The organism is Arcobacter suis CECT 7833 (assembly GCF_003544815.1).
In the GTDB taxonomy this organism is placed as follows: domain Bacteria; phylum Campylobacterota; class Campylobacteria; order Campylobacterales; family Arcobacteraceae; genus Aliarcobacter; species Aliarcobacter suis.
Window position 1 is genome coordinate 2301992 of record NZ_CP032100.1, and the last position, 23489, is coordinate 2325480.

General features: G+C 28.5%; 24 protein-coding genes. 20 read left to right on the forward strand and 4 right to left on the reverse strand.

Features of this window, described 5'->3' with window-relative positions; all coding sequences use genetic code 11:
- Positions 1-2: 2 nt before the first annotated feature.
- From thrC to ASUIS_RS11850, 5 genes are all read left to right on the forward strand, one after another.
- Entirely contained in the window at positions 3-1484 is a 1482-nt protein-coding gene (gene thrC, locus ASUIS_RS11830) for a threonine synthase (protein ID WP_118887289.1), read from the forward strand.
- A gap of 173 nt (positions 1485-1657) precedes the next feature.
- On the forward strand, positions 1658-2158 hold the full coding sequence (petA, locus tag ASUIS_RS11835) for a ubiquinol-cytochrome c reductase iron-sulfur subunit (RefSeq protein WP_118887290.1): 501 nt from the start codon (positions 1658-1660) through the stop codon (positions 2156-2158).
- A gap of 11 nt (positions 2159-2169) precedes the next feature.
- A complete protein-coding gene (locus ASUIS_RS11840; RefSeq protein WP_118887291.1) occupies positions 2170-3420 on the forward strand; it encodes a cytochrome b in 1251 nt (416 codons plus the stop codon).
- Entirely contained in the window at positions 3417-4301 is an 885-nt protein-coding gene (locus ASUIS_RS11845) for a c-type cytochrome (protein ID WP_118887292.1), read from the forward strand. The genes ASUIS_RS11840 and ASUIS_RS11845 overlap by 4 nt, the downstream gene beginning before the upstream one ends.
- Positions 4302-4331: 30 nt before the next feature.
- Positions 4332-4727, forward strand: coding sequence for a hypothetical protein (locus ASUIS_RS11850; protein ID WP_118887293.1), 396 nt, complete (start codon positions 4332-4334; stop codon positions 4725-4727).
- A gap of 32 nt (positions 4728-4759) precedes the next feature.
- On the opposite strand, the gene ASUIS_RS11855 is transcribed toward ASUIS_RS11850, so the two are convergent.
- Together ASUIS_RS11855 and ASUIS_RS11860 are read right to left on the reverse strand one after the other, a co-directional pair.
- A complete protein-coding gene (locus ASUIS_RS11855; protein ID WP_118887294.1) occupies positions 4760-5431 on the reverse strand; it encodes a 16S rRNA (uracil(1498)-N(3))-methyltransferase in 672 nt (223 codons plus the stop codon).
- The gene (locus tag ASUIS_RS11860) at positions 5431-5772 is read right to left on the reverse strand and encodes a hypothetical protein (RefSeq protein ID WP_226799915.1); all 342 of its coding nucleotides are present in this window, start codon (positions 5770-5772) and stop codon (positions 5431-5433) included. Before ASUIS_RS11860 ends, ASUIS_RS11855 begins: the two co-directional genes overlap by 1 nt.
- 146 nt (positions 5773-5918) lie before the next feature.
- Between ASUIS_RS11860 and ASUIS_RS11865 the strand changes: the two genes are divergently transcribed.
- The 8 genes from ASUIS_RS11865 to accA all read left to right on the forward strand — a co-directional run bounded on the left by ASUIS_RS11865 (position 5919) and on the right by accA (position 12624).
- Positions 5919-7142, forward strand: coding sequence for a molybdopterin molybdotransferase MoeA (locus tag ASUIS_RS11865; protein WP_118887296.1), 1224 nt, complete (start codon positions 5919-5921; stop codon positions 7140-7142).
- Positions 7135-7818 carry a 7-cyano-7-deazaguanine synthase QueC gene (queC, locus tag ASUIS_RS11870; protein WP_118887297.1) on the forward strand — a complete coding sequence of 228 codons (684 nt, stop codon included), beginning with the start codon at positions 7135-7137 and terminating at the stop codon, positions 7816-7818. The genes ASUIS_RS11865 and queC overlap by 8 nt, the downstream gene beginning before the upstream one ends.
- Positions 7818-8351, forward strand: coding sequence for a 6-carboxytetrahydropterin synthase (locus ASUIS_RS11875; protein WP_118887298.1), 534 nt, complete (start codon positions 7818-7820; stop codon positions 8349-8351). Before queC ends, ASUIS_RS11875 begins: the two co-directional genes overlap by 1 nt.
- Complete coding sequence (locus ASUIS_RS11880; RefSeq protein ID WP_118887299.1) at positions 8344-9108, forward strand: 7-carboxy-7-deazaguanine synthase QueE; 765 nt, start codon at positions 8344-8346, stop codon at positions 9106-9108. Before ASUIS_RS11875 ends, ASUIS_RS11880 begins: the two co-directional genes overlap by 8 nt.
- 71 nt (positions 9109-9179) lie before the next feature.
- A complete protein-coding gene (gene fabG, locus ASUIS_RS11885; protein WP_118887300.1) occupies positions 9180-9923 on the forward strand; it encodes a 3-oxoacyl-ACP reductase FabG in 744 nt (247 codons plus the stop codon).
- 92 nt (positions 9924-10015) lie between these two features.
- Positions 10016-10246, forward strand: a complete 231-nt coding sequence (acpP, locus tag ASUIS_RS11890) for an acyl carrier protein (RefSeq protein ID WP_118887301.1) — start codon at positions 10016-10018, stop codon at positions 10244-10246.
- 113 nt (positions 10247-10359) lie between these two features.
- On the forward strand, positions 10360-11616 hold the full coding sequence (locus ASUIS_RS11895; RefSeq protein ID WP_118887302.1) for a beta-ketoacyl-ACP synthase II: 1257 nt from the start codon (positions 10360-10362) through the stop codon (positions 11614-11616).
- A gap of 69 nt (positions 11617-11685) precedes the next feature.
- Entirely contained in the window at positions 11686-12624 is a 939-nt protein-coding gene (gene accA / locus ASUIS_RS11900; protein WP_118887303.1) for an acetyl-CoA carboxylase carboxyl transferase subunit alpha, read from the forward strand.
- Positions 12625-12643: 19 nt separating this feature from the next.
- On the opposite strand, the gene ASUIS_RS11905 is transcribed toward accA, so the two are convergent.
- Positions 12644-12985, reverse strand: a complete 342-nt coding sequence (locus ASUIS_RS11905; RefSeq protein WP_118887304.1) for a histidine triad nucleotide-binding protein — start codon at positions 12983-12985, stop codon at positions 12644-12646.
- Positions 12986-13115: 130 nt separating this feature from the next.
- On the opposite strand from ASUIS_RS11905, the gene pheS reads away from it, so the two are divergent.
- The 7 genes from pheS (at position 13116) to efp (ending at position 22454) form a co-directional block, all read left to right on the forward strand.
- Positions 13116-14108 carry a phenylalanine--tRNA ligase subunit alpha gene (pheS, locus tag ASUIS_RS11910; RefSeq protein WP_118887305.1) on the forward strand — a complete coding sequence of 331 codons (993 nt, stop codon included), beginning with the start codon at positions 13116-13118 and terminating at the stop codon, positions 14106-14108.
- Entirely contained in the window at positions 14105-16426 is a 2322-nt protein-coding gene (gene pheT, locus ASUIS_RS11915) for a phenylalanine--tRNA ligase subunit beta (protein WP_118887306.1), read from the forward strand. The genes pheS and pheT overlap by 4 nt, the downstream gene beginning before the upstream one ends.
- Positions 16427-16440: 14 nt before the next feature.
- Positions 16441-17721, forward strand: coding sequence for a 3-phosphoshikimate 1-carboxyvinyltransferase (gene aroA / locus ASUIS_RS11920; protein ID WP_118887307.1), 1281 nt, complete (start codon positions 16441-16443; stop codon positions 17719-17721).
- Between the two features lie 8 nt (positions 17722-17729).
- Positions 17730-18566 carry a 4-hydroxy-3-methylbut-2-enyl diphosphate reductase gene (locus tag ASUIS_RS11925; RefSeq protein WP_118887308.1) on the forward strand — a complete coding sequence of 279 codons (837 nt, stop codon included), beginning with the start codon at positions 17730-17732 and terminating at the stop codon, positions 18564-18566.
- A 67-nt stretch (positions 18567-18633) separates the two neighbouring features.
- Positions 18634-20286: a 30S ribosomal protein S1 gene (locus ASUIS_RS11930; protein WP_118887309.1), complete on the forward strand. Its 1653-nt coding sequence runs from the start codon at positions 18634-18636 to the stop codon at positions 20284-20286.
- 14 nt (positions 20287-20300) lie between these two features.
- Positions 20301-21884 carry a phosphoglycerate dehydrogenase gene (gene serA / locus ASUIS_RS11935; RefSeq protein ID WP_118887310.1) on the forward strand — a complete coding sequence of 528 codons (1584 nt, stop codon included), beginning with the start codon at positions 20301-20303 and terminating at the stop codon, positions 21882-21884.
- A 9-nt stretch (positions 21885-21893) separates the two neighbouring features.
- Positions 21894-22454 carry an elongation factor P gene (efp, locus tag ASUIS_RS11940; protein ID WP_118887311.1) on the forward strand — a complete coding sequence of 187 codons (561 nt, stop codon included), beginning with the start codon at positions 21894-21896 and terminating at the stop codon, positions 22452-22454.
- 17 nt (positions 22455-22471) lie between these two features.
- Here efp and ribD read toward each other — a convergent pair whose 3' ends face one another.
- A complete protein-coding gene (gene ribD, locus ASUIS_RS11945; protein ID WP_118887312.1) occupies positions 22472-23476 on the reverse strand; it encodes a bifunctional diaminohydroxyphosphoribosylaminopyrimidine deaminase/5-amino-6-(5-phosphoribosylamino)uracil reductase RibD in 1005 nt (334 codons plus the stop codon).
- Between the last annotated feature and the right edge of the window lie 13 nt (positions 23477-23489).

Here is a 23489-nt window from a genome sequence, read left to right on the forward strand (position 1 = left end):
TTATGAATTTTATAGAAACAAGAGGAAATGATGGTATTAAACCAATTGAAGTGCCATTTAGTGAAGCTATTTTAAATCCTAGCACTTCATTTGGAGGACTTTATGTTCCAAAATATTTACCAAAATTAGAAAAAAACTTTATTTTAAATCATATTAACTCTTCATATAAAGAATTAGCTTTTGACATTTTAAAAGCATTTGAAATTGATATTGAAGAATCTGAAATAAATAAAGCCTTATCTTTATATGATAAATTTGATGATGCTTCAAATCCTTGTCCAGTTGTAAAGGTAAAAGATGACTTATTCGTACATGAACAATATCATGGACCAACAAGGGCTTTTAAAGATATGGCATTACAACCTTTTGGTTCAATCCTTTCTTCAATTGCAAAAAAAAGAGATGAAAAATATCTAATTCTTGCTGCAACTTCTGGGGATACAGGGCCAGCTGCACTTAATACTTTTAGAAATAAAGAAAATATTCAAGTGGTTTGTTTATATCCAGATGGAGGAACTAGTGATGTTCAAAGACTTCAAATGGTTTGTGAAGATGGAAAAAATCTAAAAGTTTTAGGAATAAAAGGAAATTTTGATGATGCACAAAATGCTCTAAAAAAACTTTTAGCTTCAAAAACTTTTAAAGAAGAATTAGAAAAAGATAATATTAAACTAAGTGCTGCAAATTCAGTAAACTTTGGAAGAATTATTTTCCAAATAATTTATCATTTTTGGTCATACATTCAACTTTTAAAACAAAAAGAGATTACAAATGGTGAGAAAATATATCTAGTTGTCCCATCTGGAAATTTTGGAAATGTATTGGGTGGATTTTATGCACTTCAAATGGGAATTCCAATTGAAAAATTATTGGTTGCTTCAAATGAAAATAATATTTTAACTCAATGGATTAATACAGGAGTTTACGATATTAGAGGAAAAGAGTTAAAACTTACACTTTCTCCTGCAATGGATATTTTAAAATCATCTAACATCGAAAGAGTTATCTTTTCTTTATTTGGTGCAGATAGAACAAAAGAGTTAATGGAAGATTTAAATAACAATAATATTTTCAAAATGAGTGAAAATGAAACAAAAGAACTACAAAAATATTTTTCGGCAATCTACTCAGATGATACTTTTGGGACATCTACAATCAAAGAATTTTTAGATAATGGTTACTTAATGGACCCACATACGGCAACTTGTATTAAAGCATATAAAGAATTAAAAGATAAACAACTAAAAACTGTTATTTATTCAACTGCTGAATGGACAAAATTCTCTCCAACTGTTCTAAATGCATTAAAAGAAAACAACACTAAATACTCAGATAAAGAAGCTTTAGAAGAGATTTCTTCAAAATATAATGCAAGTTTAGTGAATAGTATTAAAGAGTTATTTTCTGCAAAAATAAATCACTCTTTGGTTATTGAAAAAGAAAATATCGAACAAGAAATTGTTAAATTTATTAGAGAATCATAAGATTCTCTAATAATTATCCACTAAAATTATAAAAACTATATAAAAAATATACACTGTGTAAGAACTTCACAGAAACTCCCTAAATACAATCAAAATGTGACTTAAGTCAATTCATTTTAAGTAATTTCGTAATATAATCATGGAATTCTAAATTAAAAAAAAGGAAGCCAAATATGTCTAAAGAAATAAATAGACGAGATTTTATTGGTTATTCATTTGCTGCAGTTGCTGCTGTAGGTGGTGCTGCCTCGCTTGTTGGTATGAAACAAGCTTGGGATCCACTTCCGAGTGTACTTGCTGGTGGATTTACTGAAATTGACTTGTCTGCTGTAAAAGCTGGTGAACCAGAAACTTTTACGTGGAGAGGAAAACCAATATTTATCTTAAAGAAAACTGCAGAAATGGAAAGTAGTACTAGAGATTTAGTAATAGGAGCAGATAGATTTACTGTTGCTATTGGACTTTGTACTCACTTAGGTTGTATTCCAGCATGGAAAAAAGATAAATGGAAATGTGCATGTCATGGTGGGGAATTTAATCCTAGTGCTAAACAAGTTTTTGGACCACCTCCAAGACCACTTGATTTACCACCATTTAGTGTAAAAGGAACTTCAATCACATTGGGTGAAGAAGGTCCGGAATACAAAGCTATCGCTGATGCGATGAAAGCGTAAGGAGTTAATTAATGGCAAAATTTGAAAAAGCTAACTCTGTTGGTGAATGGTTAGACCAAAGATTAAATCTAACTACTTTCAACAAGGTAATGATGACTGAATATTGGATTCCAAAAGATATTAACTTCTTATGGGCAATGGGTGTTTTATTAGCTACTACTTTCGGTATTTTAATTATTTCTGGAATATTCTTAATGATGTACTACAAACCAGATGTTAATTTAGCATTTGATTCTGTTAACTATACAATTATGCAAGAAGTTGCATTTGGTTGGTTATTTAGACATATTCATGGTGTTGCTGCTTCTGTAGTTTTCTTAATCATTTATATTCATATGTTTACAGGTATCTATTATGGTTCTTATAAACAAGGTAGAGAGATGATTTGGATTTCTGGTATGTTATTATTTATGACATTCTCTGCTGCTGGATTCTCTGGATATATGTTACCATGGGGACAAATGTCTTACTGGGCTGCGATGGTTATTACTAACTTATTTGGTGGAGTTCCAGTTATTGGTCCTGAATTAGTTGTTTGGATTAGAGGAGACTTTAACGTTGCTGATGCTACATTAACAAGATTCTTTATGTTACACGTATTCTTATTACCTATTACAATTATGGGAATTATTGGTTTACACTTCTATACATTAAGAATTCCTCACGTTAATAACCAAAATTCTGATGAATTTGACTTTGATGTTGAAGCTGAAAAATATTTAGCTGGAAATAAAAAAGAGTCAAAAGTTATTCCTTTTTGGCCTGTATTTATTTCTAAAGATTTAGCGGTATTAGGTGTTTTCTTAATATTCTATTTCTATTTAGTATTTTTCCATTATAACTTTGCAATGGATCCAGTTAACTTTGACCCTGCAAATAATATGGTTACACCTCCACACATTTATCCTGAGTGGTATTTCTTATGGTCATATGAAGTATTAAGAGGATTTTTCTTTGATATTGCTGGATTTAAAGCATTTGATATTGGATTAATCGCGTTTGCATTCGCAAATGTTATTTTCTTAGTATTACCTTGGTTAGATAGAGATCCAAAAATTTTACCAGCTCATAAAAGACCTGTATTCTTTGTATGGTTCTGGATTTTAATGATTGACTTAATTGTATTAACTGTTTATGGTAAATTACCTCCAACAGGTACAAATGCATGGGTTGGATTCTTTGCAGCTGTAGCATTTATATTATTATTTATTATACTTCCAATCGTTACTAAAATTGATGCTAAGAAAAGGGGATCACTATGAGAGAATTAAAAATATTAGCAGTAGTAGTTGCTTTAACACTAATTACTTACTGGGGAGTTGAGCCATTTGCTCACTCTCAAATGCACCCTCATGTAGCCCCTGCTGATTTTACATTTGCTGATGTTCAAGAAGATGTAAAAGAAATTAAAGCATTACAAGGTGACGTTGCGAATGGTGAAACATTAGTTACATCAAACTGTACAGCTTGTCACTCAATTGAAGCAAAAGGTTTCCCACAAATTATGGATAATGCAAGTTCTGCAGCAGCTTATGGGGTAACACCTCCTGATTTAAGTGCAGCTGGAAAACTTTATAATGCAGATTATTTAGCAGCATTTATTAAAGATCCTGCAAAAACTTCAAAAGTATCTCACAAGTTTGTAGATGGTAGAGTTCATCCAATGCCTGCTTATGACTGGATGCAACCACAAGAAGTAGCTGATATGGTTGCTTTCTTAAAATCTATAGCACCAAAAGAGATGACAAATAAAGAAGTTTTCAATGATGCTTGCCAAAGATGTCACTCAATTAAATATGCTGATATGAAAGGTGGTTCAATGGCTGCATTTACACCAAATGCTGACATAAAACACTATATGGGTAAATTACCACCTGACTTATCTCAATTTATTAGATCAAGAGGTCATGAATATTTAGAAACATTTGTTAATGATCCACAAAAACATCTTGAAGGTACTGCAATGCCAAGAGTGGGATTAAGTGAAGAATCTCAAGCTCAAGTTATTTCATACCTAGAAGAAGTTGGTGATTCTAAAAAAGCTCAAAGAGAAGAATTAGGACCTAAATTCTTAATTTACCTTGTGATTTTTGCAATTTTTGGTTTCTTATGGAAAGCAAGTAAATGGAGAGATGTTCACTAGAACATCTTTTCTATAATAGGAGAAAAATAAATGAAACTAGTAAAATTATTAATAGCAACAACATTATTTATTGCATCTGCGAATGCAAATGATGTTATGCAAAAATCTATGTCGATTATGGAAAAAGGTATGACTCAAATTCAACAAGGTTTTTTAAATAATAATCTTGAATTAATTAAAGAGGGTACTAAACTTGTAAAAGAAGGAAATACACTTTTTTCTGATAAAAAAGTTATATCTCAATATTTACCAGACAATAAAAAACATATGGCAAATGTTGCTGAAAACGCTTCAAAAAGAATTGCTTTAGATATCAATGTATTAGAATTGAATTTAGATGACAAAGCTTATGTAAACGCTGCAAATGCATACTCAGATATGTTAAATGCATGTTCAAGCTGTCACTCAATAGTAAGAAGTTGGTAATAAAAAAAGATAAACTTTTAAGTTTATCTTTTTTATAAAAGTATTTTTGCTCCAGCTGATATTATTGCTGTTTCCGAACGAAGTATTAAATTAGAATTAAATCCTACAACAAAATCCTCATTAAATTTTTCCCTTTCTTTTTGTGAGAAACCACCTTCACAACCAATAACTAAAGTTTTAATTTCATTTTTTTTGTCATCAATACAAATTGTTGAAAAATCTAAAAAATAAACATTTTCATTCTCTTTTATAAATTGTTCTAAGTTTTTACAAACTTCAAGTTTTATAATATTTGAACGTCCACATTGACTTGAAGAGTTAATTAGAATTTTCTGTAATTTTTCAATGTTTATTTTGAAATTCTTTTGGGAATAATCAGTATAAATAAATGTAATTTTTTCAACACCCATTTCATTTAAAGAAGCTATATGTTTTTCTACTGTTTTGGGATCAACAACACACCAACCAAGATGTAATTTTTTTTCATTTAGCAAAATCTTTTCTTCTGCTAATATTAAATTTAAAACTGCTTTCTTTTTATCAATTAAATTAATTTTATAAAGATAGATATTCTTATCTTTTAAATTTCTAAAATATATTTCATCATCAATTTTATGTCGTCTTGCTTTTATTAGATAATTATAAACTTCATCTTTTATCTCTAAAATATTACTTCCACAAAATTCATCATAAGTAAATTGCATTAAAATACCTTACTAATAATATAAACAGCAATAATTACCGAAATTTCAATTATATAAATCTTTTTTGCATAAATATAAAATTCATTTTGTAACTCAAGTTGGTCATGTTTTATAACTCTCATTTTTTTGTATCTTTTTATTTCTATAACCAATAGAAAAATTGAAGCTGGAATCATTAAAGCAATTGTAAAACTAAAAGTTTGCGCATAAAAAGCTACTATTGTTCCTGTATAAATAACTATTGCATTTGTTAAATGATATAAAGGTGTTATAAATTTTAATCGTTTTGCTAAAACAATAAACTCTTTTTCTTTAGATACAGAATATAGATTAAATAACATTATTGCTAGAAAAAAATATATTGTATAAACGTGCGTCTGAACCGCACTTTGCATTAATTCCATTCTTGTTTATCTCACTTTTAAAAAATTTTGGTATTATATCTAACTTGTCATAAGTTTTTATTTTAACTACAAAAAGGAATAATATGGCTATAAATGTACAAACTGCTATAGAAATTATTTCAAATTTAACACTTGATTTGAATTTTGAAATTGTCCCAATAGAAAATGCAACTAGCAGAATATGTGCCGAAGAAATTTTTGCCACAAGTTTTTTACCAAAATTTAATAATTCAGCAATGGATGGTTATGCAATAATTTATGAAGATATGAATAATGAATTAAAAATAATTGATACTATTTTTGCAGGTGATAATAATGATAAATTATTAGAAAAAGATTCTTGTATAAAAATCATGACTGGTGCAAAAATTCCAGAAAATTCAACAGCTATAATTCCAAAAGAAGATGTAGAAGAACTTAATGATAATAAAATTAAAATTTTAAAAAATGTTAAAGAATGCCAACATATAAGATATATTGGGGAAGATATAAAACAAAATGAACTTTTAATAAATATTGGTGATGAAATAAATTTTTCAAAAATCACTCTGCTTGCAAGTCAAGGAATTTCATATATAAAAGTGTATAAAAAACCTAAAATTGTAGTATTTGCAAGTGGTGAAGAGTTAAAACTTCATTATGAAAAAGTTGAATCTTTTCAAATTTACAATTCGAATACACCAACTTTTATAGCTCGAACAAAAGAGTTAGGTTGTGAAGTTACATTTATTGGTCAAGCAAAAGATTCAATTGAAGCAATAAAAGAGTTAATTAATAACTCACTTGATGCAAATTTAATAATTACTTCAGGTGGCGTTTCAGTTGGTGATGCTGATTTTACCAAAGAAGCTTTTAATGCTCTTGATTTTGAAACTTTATTTGATGGAATAGATGTAAAACCTGGGAAACCAACTGTTTTTGGGAAAATTAAAAATACATATATTTTAAATCTTCCAGGAAATCCCCTTGCATCTGCATTAATATTTGAAATGTTTGGAAAAATTCTAATTCAAAAACTTCTTGGAGAAAAAAATATTTATCCAAACTATATTTTAGGGAAATTAAAAGAGTCTTTTTTTACAAAAAAAGGTAAAACTACTATAATTCCTGGTTTTTTTGATGGTGAATATTTTGAAGTTTCACAAAAAAAATCACCAGGAATGGTTTCAGTTTTAAACTCTTGTAATTCAATGATTTGTATAGATAATGAAGTTGAAAAATTAGAAAAAGATAGTTTAATAAAAATATTACCAATAAATTGGAAATTCTTTAGCGATATAAAAAAGGACTTTTTAACACATGAGTAAGATCTCAACAAAAAAAGCAATATGTATTTTAAGTGGTGGAATGGATTCTACTTTAGCTTCGTACATTGCAAAAAATGAAGGATATGAAATAATTGCTGTTCATTTTAATTATGGACAAAGAACACAAGATAGAGAACTTAAAGCATTTAGAGATATTTGTGATGATTTAAAGATTTTAGAAAAATATGAAATTGATATTCCATTTTTCACACAAATTGGAGCAAGTGCATTAACAGATAAAACAATAGATGTTCCAACAGGTGGAATTGAAGCTGGAGTTCCTATAACTTATGTTCCATTTAGAAATGGAATTTTTTTATCAATCACAGCTGCAATTGCTGAAAAAGAAGAAGCAACTGCTATGTATATTGGAGTTGTTCAAGAAGATAGTTCAGGTTATCCAGATTGTACAGACTCATTTATATTTGATATGAAAAAAGCAATAAATGAAGGAACTAAAAAAGATACTCATATTGATATAAAAACCCCTTTAGTTCATCTTTCAAAAGCACAAATTGTACAAGAAGCTATAAAACTAAATGTTCCATTAGAACACACTTGGTCTTGTTATAAAGAAGAAAAAGAAGCTTGTGGAGTTTGTGATTCATGCAGATTAAGACTTAATGGATTTAGAATTGCTGGTGTAAAAGACCCTATTCCTTATAAGGCTTCATAATGCATTGGAAAATATCAAAAGAATTTGAATTTTGTTATGGACATAGAGTTTGGTCACAAACTTTAGATACTGAATTTTCATTAGATGGATGTTTAAAATGCAGACATTTACATGGACATCAAGGAAAAATTTTAGTTTATTTAGAAGCGAATGAATTAAAAGATGGAATGGTTACAGATTTTAAACATCTAAATTGGTTTAAACAATTTATTGATGATGTACTTGACCATAAATTTATTTTAGATATAAATGACCCATTATTTTCAACATTACTTCCAAATGTTAATAAAGATGAATTAATTAAATTTGATGAAAATTATCATTTAGTAGATTTAACAAAATTCAAAGATGATGAAGTTCATATAAAAGAACTTTATGAAGGTTATGTTTTAGTAGATTTTGTTCCAACAAGTGAAAATTTATCAGCTTGGTTTTTAAAAATTGTTCAAAAAAAGATGGATAAAATAAATATCAAAGTTTCTCATGTGGAATTTTTAGAGACACCAAAAAGTAAAAGCACGTTTTATGCTTGAAATAAATGAGATTTTTGGTCCAACAATTCAAGGTGAAGGAAAACTTGTAGGAACTCCTTCTATTTTTATAAGATTTGGCAAATGTAATTTCAAGTGTGAAGGATTCCAAGTAGAATATGAAACTCCAAGTGGAGTTAAAAAATGTGCCTGTGATTCATATTATGCCGTTGATACAGAATTTAAAGATACATGGACAAAATATAAATCTTATGATGAAATTGTAAATGAAGTTGACATTTTACTTTCAAAATATCCAAATAATTACAAAATTGATATTGTAATTACTGGTGGTGAACCTTTACTTTATTGGAATAAAGAAGAGTTTCAAAAACTTTTAAAACATTACATTGAAAATGGACATAAAGTTACAATTGAAACAAATGCTTCGTTAAATCTGAATTTCGAATTTGATTATCAAAAAAAGATTTTATTCTCAATGAGTGTAAAACTTAGTAATTCACTCGAACCTTTGAAAAAAAGAATAAACAAAGAAACATTAACCAAAATTTTAACAAATACAAAAGAGTCTTATTTAAAATTTGTAATTGGAAAAGATTTTTTAAATGATGCAAAAACAGAGATAAATTCGATTTTAGAAGATATTCCAAAATGTGAAGTTTATCTTATGCCACTTGGCGATACAGCAGATGAAATAAATAAAAATTGTGAAGAAGTAATCAATATGGCAATAGAAAATGGTTTTAAATATTGTGATAGATTACATATTAGAGTTTGGAATAATAAAAGAGGCGTTTAATTTTCAAATGATTTTATTATAAAAGTGTTGATATAATAAACAACTAATGTAAAAATTTAAAAAGGATAAGAATGAAATTTACAGGTTCTAATGTATTAATTACAGGTGCAAGTAAAGGAATCGGAGCTCAAATTGCAAAAACTTTAGCTAGTTTTGGATTAAAAGTTTGGATTAATTATAGAAGTGGCGCAGAAGCGGCAGAAGCTATAAAAGAAGAGATTGAAAAAGCTGGTGGGAAAGCTGCAATTATTAAAGCAGATGTTACAAATGAAGAAGAGTTCACGCAAGCTATAAAAACTATTATTGACGCTGATGGTGAATTAGCTTATTTAGTAAATAATGCTGGTATTACTAAAGATAAATTAGCTTTAAGAATGAGTGTTGCTGATTTTAACGATGTAATAAATGCAAACTTAACATCTTCATTTATTGGATGTAGAGAAGCTTTAAAAGTTATGAGTAAAAAAAGATTTGGTTCAGTTGTAAATATCTCTTCAATTGTTGGAGAGATGGGAAATGCTGGTCAAACTAATTATTCAGCTTCAAAAGGCGGATTAAATGCAATGACAAAATCATTTGCAAAAGAAGCAGCTTCAAGAGGAATTAGATATAACGCAGTAACTCCTGGATTCATTCAAACAGATATGACTCATGAATTAAAAGCTGAAGTAAAAGCTGAATATGAAAAAAATATTCCCCTTTCAAGATTTGGAAATCCAAGTGAAATAGCTGATGCAGTGGCATTTTTATTAAGTGACCATGCTTCATACATTACAGGTGAAATATTAAAAGTTAATGGTGGTTTATACGTTTAATATTTTATTAAATGGTTAAAATATTCAATTTAAAAGAGTTTTAAAAACTCTTTTGTTATAATACAAAGATAATTTTATAAAAGGAAATAAATATGGCATTATTAGATGACGTAAAAGAAGTTGTTATTGAGCAATTAGATTGCGATCCAGCAGAAGTTAAAGAAGACTCAAGATTTATTGAAGATTTAGGTGCTGACTCTTTAGATGTAGTTGAATTAGTTATGGCTTTAGAGGAAAAATTTGACATTGAAATCCCTGATGAAGATGCAGAGAAAATCTTAACAGTTGCAGATGCTATAAAATACATTGAGAATATCGCGTAATTTATACATTAAATTAAATAGAAGATACTAATCTTCTATTTATATTTTAACTATTGAGTTTTTTTATAAAAAAATTGAATAATTCAAATAATAAAAACATGGAGCATATTTAAATGAGAAGAGTTGTTGTAACAGGTTTAGGTACTATTAATTCTACAGGACATAATGTAAAAGATTCTTTCCAAGCAGTTGTAGATGGTGTTTGTGGTATTGACACTATTACACTATTTGATGCAAGTGATTTTTCAGTAAAAATAGCTGGTGAAGTAAAAGATTTCGATCCTACAACTGTAATGGATAAAAAAGAAGTTAAAAAAGCTGATAGATTTATCCAATTAGGAATAAAAGCTGGTCTTGAAGCTATGATTGATGCAGGATATGTAACACAAGAAAATAAAAAAGTAGATGCCTCTATTGCTGATAGATTTGGAATGATTTCAGGTTCTGGAATTGGTGGTTTATCTACAATTGAAAAAAATTCTGTTGTGTGTGAAACAAAAGGTTCAAGAAAAGTTTCACCATTTTTTATTCCATCATCATTAGCTAATATGTTAAGTGGATTTATTTCTATTGAACATAATTTAAGAGGTCCTTCACTAGCTCATGTAACTGCTTGTGCCGCTTCAACACATGCCTTAAATGATGCTGTAAAAACTATTATAATAGGTGGAGCAGATAGAGTTTTAGTTGTAGGTGCAGAAAGTGCTATTTGTGGTGCTGGTGTTGCTGGATTTGCAGCAATGAAAGCATTATCTACAAGAAATGATGATCCAAAAAAATCATCAAGACCATTTGATACTGATAGAGATGGATTTGTTATGGGAGAGGGAGCTGGTGCTTTAGTTGTTGAAGATTTAGAAATTGCTCTTGCAAGAAATGCAAAAATTTACTGTGAAATTATTGGATTTGGAGAATCAGGTGATGCAAATCACATTACATCACCTGTAATGGATGGTCCTTTAAGAGCTATGCAAGCAGCTTTTGAAATGGCAAAAAATATCACTGGAGAATATCCAAAAATTGATTATATCAACGCACATGGTACTTCAACTCCAGTTGGAGACAAAAATGAAACAGCAGCGATTAAAGCTCTATTTGATGGAAAAGATATTCCATTAGTTTCTTCAACTAAAGGTCAAATTGGACATTGTTTAGGTGCTGCTGGTGCAATTGAAGCAATATTTACTATTAAAGCTTTAGAAGAAGGAATTATTCCTCCAACAATTAATATAGAGAATCAAGACCCTGAATGTGACTTAGATTATGTTGCAAATGTTGCAAGAAAAGCTAATCTTACTACAGTTATGAGTAATAACTTTGGTTTTGGTGGAACTAACGGTTCTGTTATATTTAGAAAATACGTAAAATAAATTTAAAGAAAACCTAAATGTAAAGGAGATAATTTTTTATTATCTCCTTTTTTTTTCAAAGGGAAAAAATTGGCAACTTATTTAGAATTTGAAGATAAAATCAAAAAAATTGAAGATGAAATAATTACAGCTAAAACAAAATCAGATGAACATGCTGTTGAAATTTTAGAAAAAAAATTAGAAAAAGAAGTTGAAAAAACTTTTAAAAATTTAAGTGATTATCAGAAACTTCAACTCGCACGTCATCCTGATAGACCTTATTCATTAGATTATATAAATGGTTTATTAACAAATGCTTATGAAATTCATGGAGATAGACATTATGTTGATGACCATGCAATAGTATGTTATTTAGGATTTATAGGAACTCAAAAAGTACTAGTTATTGGTGAGCAAAAAGGTAGAGGAACAAAAGATAAACTTTACAGAAATTTTGGAATGCCAAGTCCAGAAGGATATAGAAAAGCCCTAAGAGCTGCAAAAATGGCTGATAAATTCCAAATTCCAATTCTTATGTTAGTTGACACTCCAGGTGCATATCCTGGAATTGGAGCAGAAGAAAGAAATCAATCAGAAGCAATTGCGAGAAATTTATATGAATTTGCAGATTTAACAACACCAACTGTTTCTGTTGTTATTGGAGAGGGTGGTTCAGGTGGAGCACTAGCAATTTCAGTTGCTGATAAACTTGCGATGATGAGATATTCTGTTTATGCTGTTATTTCACCTGAGGGTTGTAGTGCGATTTTATGGAATGACCCAACAAAAGTTGAAACTGCTGCAAATGCATTAAAAATCACAGCTGAAAATTTAAAAGAATTAAATCTAATTGATGATGTAATAAATGAGCCATTAATTGGAGCTCATAGACAAAAAGAGTTAGCAATTTTAGCTTTAAAAGAATATTTTTTAACATCTTTAGAAGAATTAATGAAATTAAGCCCTGAAAAAAGACTAGAAAAAAAATATCAAAAAATTATGAATTTAGGTTCTTTTTTAGAAAAATAAATTCATAAAAAACAAGAAGTTAAACTTCTTGTTTTCTAACTAATCTACCAACAGGTTCTCCACCAATTAAATGAAAATGTAAATGATGTACCTCTTGACCACCATGATCACCAACATTTGTAATCAATCTATAACCACTTTGTTTTACACCTAAAACATCAGAAACTTTTTGAATAAATTCAGTCATTTCTAACATAACTTTTGGAGGTGTAACATCAAAAGAAGCATAATGTTCTTTTGGAATAATTAATACATGAATTTTTCTAGTTGGATTAATATCATTAAATGCTAAAAAGTTTTCATCCTCTAAAATAGTTTGATTTGGTATCTCACCTTTTACAATCTTACAGAATATACACATTATTTTTCCTTGAAATTAAATAGTAAAATATTATAACCAAACTCTAATAAATCTTTAAGTATAATCCGAAAAATACAGATACGAATAATTTAAATCAAAGATAATTATTTATAAATTTAGGGAGAAAAAAGTGACACTGTGGATTGAAAAAATAACCAATGCAACATCACTTGAAGAGTTAGAAAATCTTAGAATTGATACTTTAGGTAAAAAAGGTATTTTAACTTTAGAATTTGCTAAAATGAAAAGTGTTCCAAATGAAGAAAAAAAAGCTTTTGCAGAAAATTTAAACAAAAATAAAACTTTAATAACTGATGCTTTAGAAGCTAAAAAAGTTATTTTAGAGAAAGTTGCATTAAATCAAAAATTAGAAAATGAAAAAATTGATGTAACAAGATTCAACAATGAATTATCATGTGGAGCAACGCATCCTGTTGTTGAAACAATGGATAGAATTATTACATATTTTCAAAATCTTAACTTTGCTGTTGAAGAAGGACCGCTTGTTGAAGATGATTTCCATAACTTCGAAGCATTAAATCTTCCTAAATATCATCCAGCACGTGATATGCAAGATACTTTTTACAATAAAGATTATACATTACTAAGAACTCATACTTCTCCTGTTCAAATAAGAACGATGTTAAGTCAAAAAACTCCTATTAGAATGATAGCTCCAGGAACTGTTTTTAGAAGGGATTTCGATATTACACACACTCCAATGTTTCATCAAATTGAAGCATTAGTTGTTGATGAAGCAGACAAAGTTTCATTTGCAAATTTAAAACATGTTTTAGTTGAATTTTTACAACATATGTTTGGTGATGTTGAAGTAAGATTTAGACCTTCTTTTTTCCCATTCACTGAACCATCTGCTGAAGTTGATATTTCATGTGTATTTTGTAAAGGTGACGGTTGTAGGGTTTGTTCACAAACAGGATGGCTTGAAGTTTTAGGTTGTGGTGTTGTGGATGAAAATGTATTCAAAGCAGTTGGATATGAAAATAAATCTGGTTACGCTTTTGGATTAGGAATTGAAAGATTTGCAATGCTAATTCACAATATTGGAGATTTAAGATCACTATTTGAAAGTGATACAAGACTACTAGGACAATTCAAATGATTATTACAAGAAGTTGGTTAGAAGAATTTATTGATATTTCAAAAATTTCTACGGATGAAATTTGTAAAACTTTAAACTCTATTGGTTTTGAAGTTGATAGTTTAGAAAAAATCACTATTGCTCCTAAAGTTGTTGTTGGAAAAGTTTTAGAAAAAGAAAAACATCCAGATGCTGATAAACTTAATATTTGCCAAGTTGATTTAGGAACTCATCAAGTTCAAATTGTTTGTGGTGCTAAAAATGTTGAAGCTGGACAATTTGTACCAGTTGCAACTGTAGGTTGTGATTTAGGAAATGATTTTATAATTAAAGAAGCAAAATTAAGAGGTGTTGAATCAAATGGAATGATTTGTTCAGCGACTGAACTTGGACTTCCAAAATTAAATGATGGAATATTAGAACTTGATACTTCAATTGGTGAATTAATTTTAGGAAAAGAGTTAAAAGAATACTCAAAATTAAGTGATGACATAATTGAAATTGGATTAACAGCAAATAGAGGCGATTGTTTAAGTATAAATGGAATTGTAAGAGAATTAAGTGCATTTTATGCCATTGCATTAATCGAATGTGATAAAAAAATAAATTACAACAAATTAGGTATTGGTCAGCTTTTAGAAATAGAGTGTGATAGTCATATTGACTCTTCTCTTTCTTTTAAAGTTATTGATTTCTCAAATTTTAAATTAAATGTTTTATATAAACTAAGAACTGCAATAATTGGTAAATATCAAGATAATAATGATGTAAAAAATATTTTAACTTATGTTACTCATACAACAGGTGTAATTTTAAATGCTTATCCAAAAGAGAAAACTATAAAAGGTGATAATCTTAATATCATGTATGTTAAAAAAGATGAATTAGGATTTGATAATACTTATGGAGTTGAACAATTAAGTAAAATTTGTGTTGAACACAATGATATAAAAACAAATGATACAAATTTTATTATTGAAGCTTCATATATTAATCCTGAATTAATATCTAAAAAAGTTTTTGATGCAAAAATGAAAACAGGAGAAGTTTATTATAGAGCTTCAAGAGGAAGTGAACCAAATATTGATTATGGAATAGATTATCTTTCAAACTTAGTTTCAAAATTTGGAGCTTCGGTTTATGGTGGAACAGAAACTTTTATTGAAGACAAAGAGAAACTAACTTTAGATGTTAGTGTAAATAAAATAAATTCTATCATTGGTCAAGAAATACCTAAAATTGAAATTGAAAAAATTCTTATTTCATTAGGTTTTGAAGTTAAAGATATAGGTAGTATATTAGTTATAAAAATACCGTATTATAGACATGATATTAAAAATATTGCAGATGTTACAGAAGAAATTGTAAGAATTATTGGAATAGATAATATTATTGCAAAACCACTACAAATTGATGAAGTAAATAGAGTAAATAAAACTTCAAATGACTTAATCAAAAAAAATAGATTGAGACATAAAGCAATAGAAAATGGTTTTTATGAAACATTAACTTATGTTTTCTGTTCAAAAGAAAATCTTGAAAAATATAGTTTTAAAACTGTTAAAGAAGAATTAGAATTAATCAATCCAATCGTAAAAGAGTTAAATACTTATAGAACTACAATTTTATTAAATTTAGTAGAAGCTTGTGCTAATAACTTTAAAGTTGGTTCTCGTTCAACTGCTTTTTTCGAAATTGGAACAATTTTTGATGAAAATAGAGCTGAGAGTAAAAAAATCTCATTTATTCAAACTGGTTCTTGTGAACTTGAAGATTTTTCAAATGCTGGAAAACTAAAAAATATTGATTTCTTCTCTTTTTCTAAAAAAATATTAAACACTATTGGAAAATTTGATTTAGAACCAATGACAGAAATTTCAAACTCATTTGTTCATCCTTTCCAAAATGCAAATGTATTAATAGATGGAAAAGTTGTTGGATTTATTTGTAAATTACATCCAAGTGTTTGTGCTGATTTTGATTTAAATGATACATTTATTGCAGAAATTGATTTTGAAGCAATACAAAATGATATTGTAAAAACAACTTCATATTCAAAATTCCAATCGTCAAAAAAAGATTTAACTATTATTACTCCAAAAACTTTAGAGTATAAAGAGATTAAAAAGGTAATTAACTCTTTAAATGATACAAATATCAAACAATTTAATTTAATTGATATTTATAATGATGAAAAATTGGGTGAAAATGAAAGTTTAACCATCAGATTTGTTTTACAAAATGATGAAAAAACAATGGAAGAAGAAGATATTACAACAACTATGAACTCAATTTTAGATGCTCTAAATAAAGAGTTATCAATTGGTTTAAGACAATAATCAAAAGGGAAAAAGTGGAAAAGTTTACTATAAAAAAATTAACTAAAGCATTTGATATAGAAATAGATTCAATTGCAAGTGATAAATCAATATCTCACAGATGTGCTATGTTTTCACTTTTTTCAAACCAAACTTCGTATATAAAAAATTATCTAACAGCGGAAGATACTTTAAATACTCTAAGTATTGTTGAACAACTTGGTGCAATTATCAAAAGAGATGGTTCAAGTGTAGAAATTACTCCAACACAAGTTTTAACTGAACCATCAGATGTTCTTGATTGTGGAAACTCTGGAACTGCAATGAGACTGTTTTGTGGTTTATTAGCTAGCGTTGATGGAGCATTTACTTTAACTGGTGATAAATACTTAAGAAATAGACCAATGAAAAGAGTTGCAGATCCACTAAGAAGTATTGGCGCTTTAATTGACGGAAGAGAAAATGGAAATAAAGCTCCATTGTTTATAAGAGGTGTAAAAGAACTTCAACCATTTACTTATCATTCACCAGTTGATTCAGCACAAGTTAAATCAGCAATGATTTTAGCAGCTCTTAGAGCAAATGGTGTGTCTAAATATAAAGAAAATGAACTTACGCGAGATCATACGGAGCGAATGTTAAAAGGTATGGGAGCAACTTTAGAAAATGATAGTGAGGGTTTCATAAATATTCATCCTTTAACTGGACATTTAAAACCTTTAAATATTACAGTTCCAACTGATCCTTCTTCAGCATTTTTCTTTGCACTTGCAGCTGCGATTACTCCAAATGCAAGAGTTTTAATAAAAAATGTAACTTTAAATCCTACAAGAATTGAAGCTTATGTGGTTTTAAAAAGAATGGGTACAATTGTAAACTTTATTGAAAAAGAGAATGTTTATGAACCAATTGGTGATATTGAAGTTATTAACAATGAACTAAATGGTGTAGAAGTTAGTGAAAATATCTCTTGGCTTATAGATGAGCTTCCTGCTTTATCAATCGCGATGAGTTTAGCAAATGGAAAATCAAAAGTTTCAAATGCAAAAGAGTTAAGAGTAAAAGAGAGTGATAGAATCTCAAGTGTAGTAAATAATTTAAAACTTTGTGGTGTAGAATATACAGAATTTGAAGATGGTTATGAAATCACTGGCGGAACAATAAATAAAGCCACTATAAATTCACATGGAGATCATCGAATTGCCATGAGTTTTGCAATAGCTGGATTAAATTGTGATATGGATATAGAAGATACACAATGTATAGAGACTTCTTTTCCAAATTTTAAAGAGATATTAGATTCTTTATATAAATAAGGTAAGTTATGAAAGTAAAATTAGCATCAAACTATGGATTTTGTTTTGGTGTAAAAAGAGCAATTAAAATAGCAGAAGATTATGAAAATTCTGCAACAATGGGTCCATTGATTCATAATCAAGATGAAATCAATAGACTAAAAAATGATTTCAATGTAGGTTTATATAACAACTTAAGTGATGTAAAAGACCATGATACAGTTATTATTAGAACCCATGGTATTCCAAAAAATGATTTAAAACATCTAAGAACATTAAATGCAAAAATCATAAATGCAACTTGTCCTTTTGTTACAACTCCTCAACAAATTGTAAAAAAAATGTCTAGTGAAGGATATTCAATATTGATTTTTGGTGATTCTGATCATCCTGAAGTTAAAGGTGTTCAATCTTATGCAGAAAATCAAGATGATGTTCATATTGTTTTAGAACCCACAGATTTAGAAAATATTATTTTTAAAAATAATAAAATAGCTACAGTTGCACAAACAACAAAGAAAAAAGAAAAATATCTAGAAATTGTTAATTATTTAATTCTAAAAAACAAAGAAGTTAGAGTTTTTAATACCATTTGTGATGCAACTTTTGAGAATCAAGATGCTGCACGCGAGCTTTCAAAAGAGGTTGATATTATGATTGTAATTGGTGGGAAAAATTCTTCAAATACAAAACAATTACACTCTATTTGTTTAGAAAATTGTTCAAATTCTTATCTAATTGAAAATGAAACAGAACTAGAAAACTCTTGGTTTTTAAATAAAAAATTATGTGGAGTAACAGCAGGTGCTAGTACACCCGACTGGATAATACAGCAAGTTGTTGACAAAATAGAATCATTTAGCTAAGAGTTTTTAAGCCAATTTTTTGTATAATCGTCCCATTTAATAAAACTGGTAAATATGAAGGAATAAAATGGGTATCGAAGATATTGATTTAGGTGAAGACTTTGATTTTGAGCAAATGCTTAATGAGTCTTTTGAGAATGCAGAAAACAATTCTGTAGTTGATGGTGTAATTGTAGAAATCTCTAGTGAAAGAGTTTTAGTTGATGTTGGTCAAAAAATCGAAGGTCAATTAAATATTTCAGAAATTACAATTGGTGGTGAAGTTAAATACAAAGTTGGTGACACAATTCCTGTTATGTTAATGGGAAGCAGAGGTGAAAGACCAAGTATTTCACATAAAAAAGTATTACAAAAAGAAAAATTTGATACTTTTGTAAAAACTCATGGTGAAGACATCGAAGATGTAACTATTGAGGGTAAAATCGTTTCTGTTAAACAAAGAGGTGGTTTTATAATCGAAGATGCTGATGGTTGTGAATATTTCATGCCTATGGCTCAATCTTACCTAAAAGCTATTGGAGCAGTTGGAAAAACTGTTAAAGCAAAAGTTATAAAAGTAAATAAAGCACAAAATTCAATTATTGTTTCAAGAAAAAAATTAATTGAAGAATCAAAAGCAGTTAAAGACAATAAAGTAACTGAAATTTTAGACAATAAAGAGCCAGTTATTGGAACTATCAAAAAAATTACTTCTTATGGAATGTTTGTTGATTTAGGTGGAATTGATGGTTTAGTAAACTACAATGAAATCTCATACAAAGGTCCTGTAAATCCTGCAAATTATTACAACGAAGGTGATGAAGTTTCTGTTGTAGTTTTATCTTATGACAAAACAAAACAACACTTATCATTATCTATCAAAGCTGCACTTTCTAATCCTTGGGAAGAAATTAAAGATGAATTAGAAGTTGGAGATACAATTACTGTTACAGTTTCAAATTTTGAATCTTATGGTGCATTTGTTGATTTAGGAAATGACATTGAAGGTTTATTACATATTTCAGAAATTTCTTGGAATAAAAATCTTAAAAATCCAAAAGAACTTTTAACAATCGGTGAAGAAATCAACGTTGAAGTTATTGAATTAAACATTGAACAAAAAAGATTAAGAGTATCTTTAAAAAATCTTCAAGAAAAACCTTTTGCTAAATTTACTAACGAACATAAAGTTGGGGATGTAATTAAAGGTAAAATTGCTACATTAACTGATTTTGGTGCTTTTGTAAGCATCGGTGATGTTGATGGTTTATTACACAATGAAGAAGCTTCATGGGAACCAAATGCTAAGTGTAAAACACTTTACAAAAAAGGTGACGAAGTAGAAGTTAGAATTATTAAAATAGATAAAGATAAAGAAAATATTTCATTATCAATTAAAGAAATAGCTGATTCTCCTGCAAAAAAATTCCAAGATGCTTATAAAATTGGTGATATTGTAAAAGGTACAGTTAAAGATGCTAAAGATTTCGGAATTTTTATCAAACTTGAAAACAATCTTGATGGTTTAATCAGAAATGAAGATTTTGGTCCATTAAAAGCTGATGAAGTAAAAAATGGTGATGAAATTGAAGCTGTTGTTGTAAATATTGACACTAAAAAAAATAGAGTAAGATTATCTGTTAGAAGATTAGAGCAACAACAAGAAAGAGAAGTTTTAAAATCTGTAAATGATGATTCATCTATGACTTTAGGTGACATTATAAAAGATCAAATGAAATAATAGGATTTATTTAAATGAGTAAACATACAATTGTAGTTTGTGACCATATACATGAAGCTGGTTTACAAATTCTTCAAAATACTGAAGATGTAAATTATGTATATGCAGCAGATGTAAATAAAACAGAACTATTAAATATTATCAAAGATGCACACGTTGCAATTACAAGATCATCAACTGATGTTGATGAGAAGTTTTTAAATGCAGCTACTAATTTAAAAGCAATTATTAGAGCTGGTGTTGGTTATGATAATGTTGATATTGATGGTTGTAGTAAAAGAGGAATAATCGCAATGAATGTTCCAACTGCAAACACAATAGCAGCAGTTGAATTAACAATGACTCACATGTTATCTTGTATGAGAAAATTTCCTTATGCCCATAATCAATTAAAAATTGATAGGGTTTGGAAAAGAGAAGATTGGTATGGAAATGAACTTTATGGTAAAAAACTAGGAGTTATTGGTTTTGGAAATATTGGTCATAGAGTTGCACTTAGATCTAAATCATTTGAAATGGACGTAATTGCTTACGATCCTTATATTCCTTCAACTAAAGCAACTGATTTAGGTATTAAGTACACAACTAATTTTGACGATATTTTATCTTGTGATATTATTACAATTCATACACCAAAAAATAAAGAAACTATCAATATGATAGGTTTTGAAGAAATTGCAAAAATGAAAGATGGTGTAGTTTTAATTAACTGCGCAAGAGGTGGATTATATAACGAAGATGCATTATATGAAAACCTAAAATCTGGGAAAATTGCAATGGCTGGTATTGATGTATTTATCAAAGAACCTGCAACTAGTCATCCTTTATTAGATTTACCAAATGTAACTGTAACTGCTCACTTAGGAGCAAATACAAAAGAATCTCAAAGAGAAATTTCTGTTCAAGCTGCGAATAATGCTATTGAATCTGCACGTGGAATTGCATATCCAAATGCATTAAATTTACCAATTGATGAAAGCAAAATTCCTTCATTTGTAAAACCATATATTGAACTTACTCAAAAAATGGCATTTTTAATTGCTCAGCTAAGTAAAAGCGAAATTAGATCAATTAATATTTCAGCTGAAGGTGAAGTTGCAGAATATTTAGATTCTTTACAAACTTTTGCTACAGTTGGAGTTTTATCTGTATCTTCTGGTGATGAAGTAAATTATGTAAATGCAAACTTCATAGCTAAAGAAAAAGGTATTGAATTAACAACTTCAAGTTTATCTAGTCACAGTGGTTATCAAAATAAAGTTTCAATTAAAATCACAACACCAACAGGTGTTAAAACTATTTCTGGAACTGTATTTAATGATGATGTTCAAAGAATTGTTGAAATTAATGGTTTTTTATTGGATATTGAACCAAAAGGTAAAATGATTGTAATGAGAAACAATGACGTACCAGGCGTAATTGGTGAAGTTGGAAAAATTTTAGGCAACAACAATATTAATATTGCTGACTTTAGACTTTCAAGAGGGAAAGATGGTGCTTTAGCTGTTATTCTTATTGATGAAAAAGTTAGCTCAGATATTTTAAAAAAACTTGATAATTTAGAAGCAGCAATTGCTGTTGCTTACGCAGAAATATAAGGAGAAACTATGGCAATTGGTATGAGTGAATTAAAAAAGGGATTAAAAATTGAAGTAGATGGTGTTCCTTATAAAATTACAGAATATCAACATGTAAAACCTGGTAAAGGGGCAGCATTTGTTAGATGTAAAATAAAATCATTTTTAAATGGAAAAGTAATTGAAAAAACTTTCCACGCTGGTGATAAATGTGAAGTTCCAAACTTACAACAAAAACAAATGCAATTTTTATATGATGATGGTGAATTATTACAATTTATGGATAATGCAACTTATGAGCAAGAAGGTTTAACTTACGATCAAGTGGGTGAAGCATTTGACTGGATTATTGATGGTATGAGTTGTGATATGATGTATTACAATGGAAAAGCTATCACTGTTGAGCCTCCAATGGTTGTAGAACTTAAAATTGTAGAAACTCCACCTAACTTCAAAGGTGATTCTCAAGGTGGTAGAAAACCTGCTACTTTAGAATCAGGTGCAGTTGTACAAATTCCTTTCCATATTCTTGAAGGTGACATTATTAAATGTGACACAAGAACTGGTGAATATTTAGAAAAAGTAAAATAGTAGCAAAAGCTACTATTTTACTTTCTTCTTAAAAAAACTATTTTATCTTCACCAATATAATTCTCATGTACAACTTCAAAATCTATATCAATTTCATTTAAAGCATTAATTCCATTTCTAATTTTTGGACTTACAATAAGTATAATATAATCAATTTTTTCTTTTAGTATATTCATTAAATTATAAACACCTTCAACCATAACAAACTTATAATCGAGTAGTTTAAATAAATCATCACTAATAAATACTTCTCTATTTGGTACTTTAAATAATGGGATACTATTATCGAAAATCTTATTTTTACTGTATATCATTATATTTGGTGCTCGTCCTAAAATATATCTTGCATCAAGAGTTGGTTTATCAATTCGTACAGTATTTCCACCAATTAACATTAAATCTACTTTATCTCTTAAGGTATGAACATATAATTGACTCATTTTTGAGGATACTGCTCCATCAATACAACCATTTAAAGTTTGTGCCATTTTATAAAATATAAAAGTACCGCTACTCCACTTTATAAATGGATATAAAAGGTTATAAGCTTCTTTTTTCATACATACTAAACTCATATCTATGTTTACACTTTTTAGTGTTTCTATACCACCTGAGGCAACTTTATTTATATCTTCGTGGGCGATAATTACTCGTTTAGGTTTTAACTCTTTTAATAAGTTTGCACATGATGGAGTTTTACCTATATGATTACAAGGTTCAAGTGTTACATAAATTTCACAATCATTAAAATACCCATTATGATTTTCTAAAAGAAAATTATGAATTTCATGAGAACTATTTTTTGTTTTTAATACTGAATTTGGATTATCAACTAAGTATGCGGCTTTAAGTGCATTAACTTCTGCATGGGGCATTCCAGCCTCTTTATGAGCCTCTATTGACAATAACTTACCATCTTTTACAATTACACAACCAACAGCAGGATTTGGATATGTTAAAAGTTGATATTTCCATGCTTCATCAATAGCTAATCTCATATAAAAATTATCATCTATTTTCATTATAATGTTCGCT

What these genes read in the sequence shown, in the direction of transcription:
- thrC (WP_118887289.1), top strand. Translation starts at nt 3, where the DNA reads ATGAATTTTATAGAAACAAGAGGAAATGATGGTATTAAACCAATTGAA.
- petA (WP_118887290.1), top strand. Translation starts at nt 1,658, where the DNA reads ATGTCTAAAGAAATAAATAGACGAGATTTTATTGGTTATTCATTTGCT.
- ASUIS_RS11840 (WP_118887291.1), top strand. Translation starts at nt 2,170, where the DNA reads ATGGCAAAATTTGAAAAAGCTAACTCTGTTGGTGAATGGTTAGACCAA.
- ASUIS_RS11845 (WP_118887292.1), top strand. Translation starts at nt 3,417, where the DNA reads ATGAGAGAATTAAAAATATTAGCAGTAGTAGTTGCTTTAACACTAATT.
- ASUIS_RS11850 (WP_118887293.1), top strand. Translation starts at nt 4,332, where the DNA reads ATGAAACTAGTAAAATTATTAATAGCAACAACATTATTTATTGCATCT.
- ASUIS_RS11855 (WP_118887294.1), bottom strand. Translation starts at nt 5,431, where the DNA reads ATGCAATTTACTTATGATGAATTTTGTGGAAGTAATATTTTAGAGATA.
- ASUIS_RS11860 (WP_226799915.1), bottom strand. Translation starts at nt 5,772, where the DNA reads ATGTTATTTAATCTATATTCTGTATCTAAAGAAAAAGAGTTTATTGTT.
- ASUIS_RS11865 (WP_118887296.1), top strand. Translation starts at nt 5,919, where the DNA reads ATGGCTATAAATGTACAAACTGCTATAGAAATTATTTCAAATTTAACA.
- queC (WP_118887297.1), top strand. Translation starts at nt 7,135, where the DNA reads ATGAGTAAGATCTCAACAAAAAAAGCAATATGTATTTTAAGTGGTGGA.
- ASUIS_RS11875 (WP_118887298.1), top strand. Translation starts at nt 7,818, where the DNA reads ATGCATTGGAAAATATCAAAAGAATTTGAATTTTGTTATGGACATAGA.
- ASUIS_RS11880 (WP_118887299.1), top strand. Translation starts at nt 8,344, where the DNA reads ATGCTTGAAATAAATGAGATTTTTGGTCCAACAATTCAAGGTGAAGGA.
- fabG (WP_118887300.1), top strand. Translation starts at nt 9,180, where the DNA reads ATGAAATTTACAGGTTCTAATGTATTAATTACAGGTGCAAGTAAAGGA.
- acpP (WP_118887301.1), top strand. Translation starts at nt 10,016, where the DNA reads ATGGCATTATTAGATGACGTAAAAGAAGTTGTTATTGAGCAATTAGAT.
- ASUIS_RS11895 (WP_118887302.1), top strand. Translation starts at nt 10,360, where the DNA reads ATGAGAAGAGTTGTTGTAACAGGTTTAGGTACTATTAATTCTACAGGA.
- ASUIS_RS11905 (WP_118887304.1), bottom strand. Translation starts at nt 12,985, where the DNA reads ATGTGTATATTCTGTAAGATTGTAAAAGGTGAGATACCAAATCAAACT.
- pheT (WP_118887306.1), top strand. Translation starts at nt 14,105, where the DNA reads ATGATTATTACAAGAAGTTGGTTAGAAGAATTTATTGATATTTCAAAA.
- ASUIS_RS11925 (WP_118887308.1), top strand. Translation starts at nt 17,730, where the DNA reads ATGAAAGTAAAATTAGCATCAAACTATGGATTTTGTTTTGGTGTAAAA.
- ASUIS_RS11930 (WP_118887309.1), top strand. Translation starts at nt 18,634, where the DNA reads ATGGGTATCGAAGATATTGATTTAGGTGAAGACTTTGATTTTGAGCAA.
- serA (WP_118887310.1), top strand. Translation starts at nt 20,301, where the DNA reads ATGAGTAAACATACAATTGTAGTTTGTGACCATATACATGAAGCTGGT.
- efp (WP_118887311.1), top strand. Translation starts at nt 21,894, where the DNA reads ATGGCAATTGGTATGAGTGAATTAAAAAAGGGATTAAAAATTGAAGTA.
- ribD (WP_118887312.1), bottom strand. Translation starts at nt 23,476, where the DNA reads ATGAAAATAGATGATAATTTTTATATGAGATTAGCTATTGATGAAGCA.